Origin of the sequence: Methylobacterium sp. WL7, assembly GCF_008040085.1 — a bacterium.
GTDB classification, from domain to species: domain Bacteria; phylum Pseudomonadota; class Alphaproteobacteria; order Rhizobiales; family Beijerinckiaceae; genus Methylobacterium; species Methylobacterium mesophilicum.
Genome location: NZ_VRVG01000227.1, coordinates 1 through 4208 on the forward strand (window position 1 = coordinate 1; position 4208 = coordinate 4208).

Annotated in this window: 7 protein-coding genes; 5 read left to right on the top strand and 2 right to left on the bottom strand. The window is 71.6% G+C overall.

Translation table 11 applies throughout. The annotated features are described in order from the left end of the window. Positions 1 to 41: 41 nt before the first annotated feature. Both FV233_RS28330 and FV233_RS28335 read right to left on the bottom strand, forming a co-directional pair. The gene (locus FV233_RS28330; protein WP_147899509.1) at positions 42 to 461 is read right to left on the bottom strand and encodes a type II toxin-antitoxin system HicB family antitoxin; all 420 of its coding nucleotides are present in this window, start codon (positions 459 to 461) and stop codon (positions 42 to 44) included. Positions 462 to 466: 5 nt separating this feature from the next. Further along, positions 467 to 652 (bottom strand): type II toxin-antitoxin system HicA family toxin, encoded by a 186-nt coding sequence (locus FV233_RS28335; RefSeq protein WP_147857627.1) that lies wholly within the window; start codon positions 650 to 652, stop codon positions 467 to 469. Positions 653 to 831: 179 nt separating this feature from the next. Here FV233_RS28335 and FV233_RS28340 point away from each other — a divergent pair, with 179 nt between their 5' ends. The 5 genes from FV233_RS28340 (at position 832) to metW (ending at position 3875) form a co-directional block, all read left to right on the top strand. Next, positions 832 to 1128 carry a hypothetical protein gene (locus FV233_RS28340; protein ID WP_147899510.1) on the top strand — a complete coding sequence of 99 codons (297 nt, stop codon included), beginning with the start codon at positions 832 to 834 and terminating at the stop codon, positions 1126 to 1128. 184 nt (positions 1129 to 1312) lie between these two features. Beyond that, positions 1313 to 1480: a hypothetical protein gene (locus FV233_RS30720; RefSeq protein ID WP_187278257.1), complete on the top strand. Its 168-nt coding sequence runs from the start codon at positions 1313 to 1315 to the stop codon at positions 1478 to 1480. A gap of 149 nt (positions 1481 to 1629) precedes the next feature. Then, on the top strand, positions 1630 to 1809 hold the full coding sequence (locus FV233_RS28345) for a hypothetical protein (protein WP_147899511.1): 180 nt from the start codon (positions 1630 to 1632) through the stop codon (positions 1807 to 1809). A gap of 156 nt (positions 1810 to 1965) precedes the next feature. Next, the gene (locus tag FV233_RS28350) at positions 1966 to 3171 is read left to right on the top strand and encodes a homoserine O-acetyltransferase (protein WP_147899512.1); all 1206 of its coding nucleotides are present in this window, start codon (positions 1966 to 1968) and stop codon (positions 3169 to 3171) included. 8 nt (positions 3172 to 3179) lie between these two features. Beyond that, positions 3180 to 3875: a methionine biosynthesis protein MetW gene (gene metW, locus FV233_RS28355; RefSeq protein ID WP_147856208.1), complete on the top strand. Its 696-nt coding sequence runs from the start codon at positions 3180 to 3182 to the stop codon at positions 3873 to 3875. Positions 3876 to 4208 lie beyond the last annotated feature (333 nt).

Below are 4208 nucleotides of genomic sequence, written 5' to 3' on the forward strand. Positions count from 1 at the left end.
ACGCCTGGACCCCAGGGCGATAGGCCTTGCGGCGCGCCGGCTCAGGCGGCCTGGGTCGCCACGACGATCTCGCGCCCGCAGGCGGTCAGCGCCGCCTCGATCTGGCTCAGGCGGGATTCGTGGTCGAGATCGAGAAGCCGGTCGACCTGCGGCGGGTGCACGCGCAGCCGGCCGACGAGATCGGCCTTGCGGATGCCGGTCTCCAGCATCGCCCGATAGAGTTCGAGCTTGAGGGCCGTGAGCGCCGACAGGGCGACGGCGTGGCCGTTGATCGGGCCGGGCGGCGGGACCGGCTGTCGTGCAGTGATGCGCCCCTTGAGGGCTGTCGCCACCGCATCCGCGCCGTGGACGAGCGCGTCGGCCGAGCCCTCGCCGAAGCTCGTGACCTCCGGGAGGTCCGGGCAGGTCACCAGCAGGGTTCCGTCGGCGTCCGGGGTCAGCGTCACGGGATACCTGAGCATCGCTCCTAATCCTTGATATCCAGATCCTTCAGGATCTTCTTCCAGAGCCCGGTGCCGAGTTCCTTCGCGCCGCCATGCTGCGGAAGCACCGACATCCGGCCCTCGCGGCGGACGATCAGGTGGCCGCCCTTGCCGGGCTCGAAGCTGCATCCATGGCGGGCGAGGAAGCGCCTGGCCTGGCTGCTGTTCACGCGGAGCGACGCATCCGTTGCATCCTCCCGGGGCACACGCGATGCAACATATATGTTGTTTCGTGCGCCGAGTCCAGGAAGGCCCGGACCCCGCCGGTCGGGCGATCCGGGTCCATTCACGCGGGAGCGCGGCGCCCTACCTCATTGGTCCGCGACTGGACCGTGAAAGGACCGCTCCCATGCCCCTCACCCGCTACCTGGACGGCGGCGCCCACATCCTGGCCGCCGACGACAACCTGATCCGGTTCGCCATGACCAACGGCGAGCGGGTGATCGGGATCGACGTTCCGATCCCGGTTCTGCGCCAGACGTTCGCCGGCGGGGCCGACCTCGCACCCCTCGACCTGTTCGCCCGGAACCAGGCGGCGATCGAGGCCGCGGCCAGCGCCGCCTACGACAAGACCGCGACCCCGAACGACCTGCTCGACATGGGCCCCGAGGACTTTTCGGGTCCGCCGGCCGCGGCCAAGCTCTGAGCCCGACCGTCCGGGAGCGCGCGCGGCAGCCGAAAGGCTCCGCGGCGCGGCCGGGAGCCTCCGCCCCGCGGAACAGCGGCGACGCGCAAATGCCGCGGGGCACCCGCCACGTTTCGGCCTGTTGATCCCAGAGAAGGGGCCGCGTCGGACGCGTCGCGTCCCGCGTTCCTCTGGACGGATCCCTATGCCCGGTGACCTGATCCCCTGCAGCCTGTTCCTGATCGGGATCCTCACCTCGGTGGCCGCCGACTGTCGGCTGCGCCGGGCGGAGGCCGCCCCGTGGGCGAACGGCTGCATCGCGGTGGTCGGGGCCGCGATGGTGTTCGCCGCCTGCGCGACCGCGATCCGCTGAGGCCGGGGGCAGGCGCGGGGCGACCGGAGGGGGGCCAAAGGTATGACCGCCCCGGCGGCGATTCGGAGGAACCTGCGGCCCCCCCGCGCACTTCCCCAGCCGTGATCCTGGGCCGCGTTCCGTCGCGCGGCCGGCGCGATGAGGTTTCCATGGTTTCGATCCAGGCGATCGTCGGGTGCGCGCTCGTCCTGTCCGGGCTCTGCGTCGAGAACGTCGCGAGCCGGAGCTGGCGCGGCGGCGTGCGCGCCGACCGGCTCGACGCGAGGGCCGTCCTGGCGCTCGGCCTTCCCGCCCTCGGGCTGGCGCTGATGGCGGCGCCGCTCGCCTGAACCAGTCCCGCTCCGCGATGGGCGCGCGTTGACGCTCGCGGCCGCGCGCATTACCTCCCGGTCTCGCTGGCCGCGTCGGGCGAGTGGGGCGGGTCTCGCGACACCGCGCCCCCTGCCGCGGACCGGGATCGCCGACACACGGTCGTCAAGTCCCGCATGGATACCCAACCGGACACGGCCCTGCGGCCGGACCCGATCGACGAGACGACCGGGCGCCTGTCGGAGCCTTCGCAGGCGCTCGACCCGAAAAGCCTGGTCATGCGGTTCGGCGCGGACGCGCCGCTGCTGACCGACGCCGGCGTCGAGCTCGCGCCCTTCCAGATCGCCTACCAGACCGCCGGCACCCTGAACGAAGCGGGCACGAACGCGGTGCTGATCTGCCACGCGCTCACCGGCGACCAGTATTTCGCCCATCCGCATCCGCTCACCGGCAAGCCCGGCTGGTGGGAGACCCTGGTCGGCCCCGGCAAGCCGGTGGACACCGACCGCTACTTCGTCGTCTGCTCGAACGTGATCGGGTCGTGCATGGGCTCCACCGGCCCCGCCTCGATCGATCCCGCCACCGGGCGGCCCTACGGGCTGAACTTCCCGCTGGTGACGATCCGCGACATGGTCCGCGCCCAGATGATGCTGCTGGAGCGGCTCGGCGTGCGCGACCTGTTCTTGTGCATCGGCGGCTCGATGGGCGGGATGCAGGTGCTGCAATGGGCGGCGCTCTATCCCGACCGGGTCTTCGCCGCGATGCCGATCGCCACGGGCCCGCGCCACTCGGCGCAGAACATCGCGTTCCACGAGGTCGGCCGGCAGGCGATCATGGCCGACCCGGCCTGGGCGGACGGGCGCTACCTCGAGGAGGGCACACGGCCGTCCAAGGGGCTCGGCGTCGCCCGGATGGGCGCGCACATCACTTACCTGTCCGAGCCGGCCTTGCACCGGAAGTTCGGACGGCGGTTCCAGGGCGGCTCGGCCCCGACCTTCTCGTTCAACGCCGACTTCCAGATCGAGAGCTACCTGCGCCACCAGGGCCTGAGCTTCGTCGAGCGGTTCGACGCCAACGCCTACCTCTACCTCACCCGGGCGATGGACTATTTCGACCTCGCCGAGGACCATGGCGGCGCGCTGGCCAACGCGTTCCGGGGGATCAAGACCCGGTTCTGCCTGATCTCGTTCACCTCCGACTGGCTGTTCCCGACCTCCGAGTCCCGGGTGATCGTGCACGCCCTGAACGCCGCCGCAGCCCCGGTCGCCTTCGTCGAGGTCGAGACCGACAAGGGCCACGACGCCTTCCTGCTCGACGAGCCGGCGATGTTCTCGGCCGCCCGGGGCTTCATCGACGCCGCCGCCCGGGCCCGCGGCCTATGAGCGGCTCGATGCTGTTCAAGGGTTCCTCGGGCAAGGCCGCCCCCGGCGCGCCGTGGCAATCCACCGACACCCTCCCCCGCACCGCCGAGGGCGGCGGCGCCCGCGTCGACCACATCGTCGTGCTCGGGTTGATGCCGGCGGGCGCCCGCGTCCTCGATATCGGCTGCGGCGACGGCTCCCTGCTGGCGCTGCTGCGCGACCGGCGCGGCATCGACGGCCGCGGGATCGAATTGTCCCGGGACGGGGTCAACGCCTGCCTGGCCCGGGGCCTGTCGGTGATCCAGGGCGACGCCGACACCGACCTGGAGAACTATCCGGACGACGCCTTCGACGTGGTCGTGCTGTCCCAGACCATCCAGGCGACCCGCAATCCCCGGATCGTGCTGGAGCACCTGCTGCGCATCGGCCGGCAGGTGATCATCTCGTTCCCGAATTTCGGGCATTGGCGGGTGCGCTCGGAGCTGGCCCTGCGCGGCCGGATGCCGGTCACCGAGATCATGCCGGATGCCTGGTGGGAGACGCCCAACATCCACCATTGCACGATCCGCGACTTCGTCGGCCTGTGCCGGCTCATCGGCGCCGAGATCGAGACCGCCACCGCCCTGGACGGCCGGGGCCGGCCGATGCGCTTCTCCATGCCCTGGTGGGTTTGGAACCTGTTCGGCGCCCAGGGGGTGTTCCTGCTCCGGCGCGGGCAGCGCTAGCGTCCCGCCCCCGCAGCGGCCACCGGATGCCCGCATCGGTGTGGGCGGCGCGGGCGCAGGATGGAGCGCGGGGCCCCTACCCCGCACGAGCTACCGGATTCACAGATCGCAGTCCGGATGGTTCGCGGCCGCAAAATACATCTGTCCGAGGCCAACACGCGCGTTCCCTCCCCCGCAGAGGGGGAGGGTGGCCCGCGAAGGCGGTCGGGCCGGGACGAAGTCCCGCAAAAGGGGAGCGACGGCGCAGAAACAAGCTTTGCCCGTCATGCCGGCCGCGCCATGTCCTGAGCCCGGGCTCCCCTCTCCCGACCCGGCCTGACGGCCGGCCCACCC

What these genes read in the sequence shown, in the direction of transcription:
- FV233_RS28330 (WP_147899509.1), bottom strand. Translation starts at nt 461, where the DNA reads ATGCTCAGGTATCCCGTGACGCTGACCCCGGACGCCGACGGAACCCTG.
- FV233_RS28340 (WP_147899510.1), top strand. Translation starts at nt 832, where the DNA reads ATGCCCCTCACCCGCTACCTGGACGGCGGCGCCCACATCCTGGCCGCC.
- FV233_RS30720 (WP_187278257.1), top strand. Translation starts at nt 1,313, where the DNA reads ATGCCCGGTGACCTGATCCCCTGCAGCCTGTTCCTGATCGGGATCCTC.
- FV233_RS28345 (WP_147899511.1), top strand. Translation starts at nt 1,630, where the DNA reads ATGGTTTCGATCCAGGCGATCGTCGGGTGCGCGCTCGTCCTGTCCGGG.
- FV233_RS28350 (WP_147899512.1), top strand. Translation starts at nt 1,966, where the DNA reads ATGGATACCCAACCGGACACGGCCCTGCGGCCGGACCCGATCGACGAG.
- metW (WP_147856208.1), top strand. Translation starts at nt 3,180, where the DNA reads ATGCTGTTCAAGGGTTCCTCGGGCAAGGCCGCCCCCGGCGCGCCGTGG.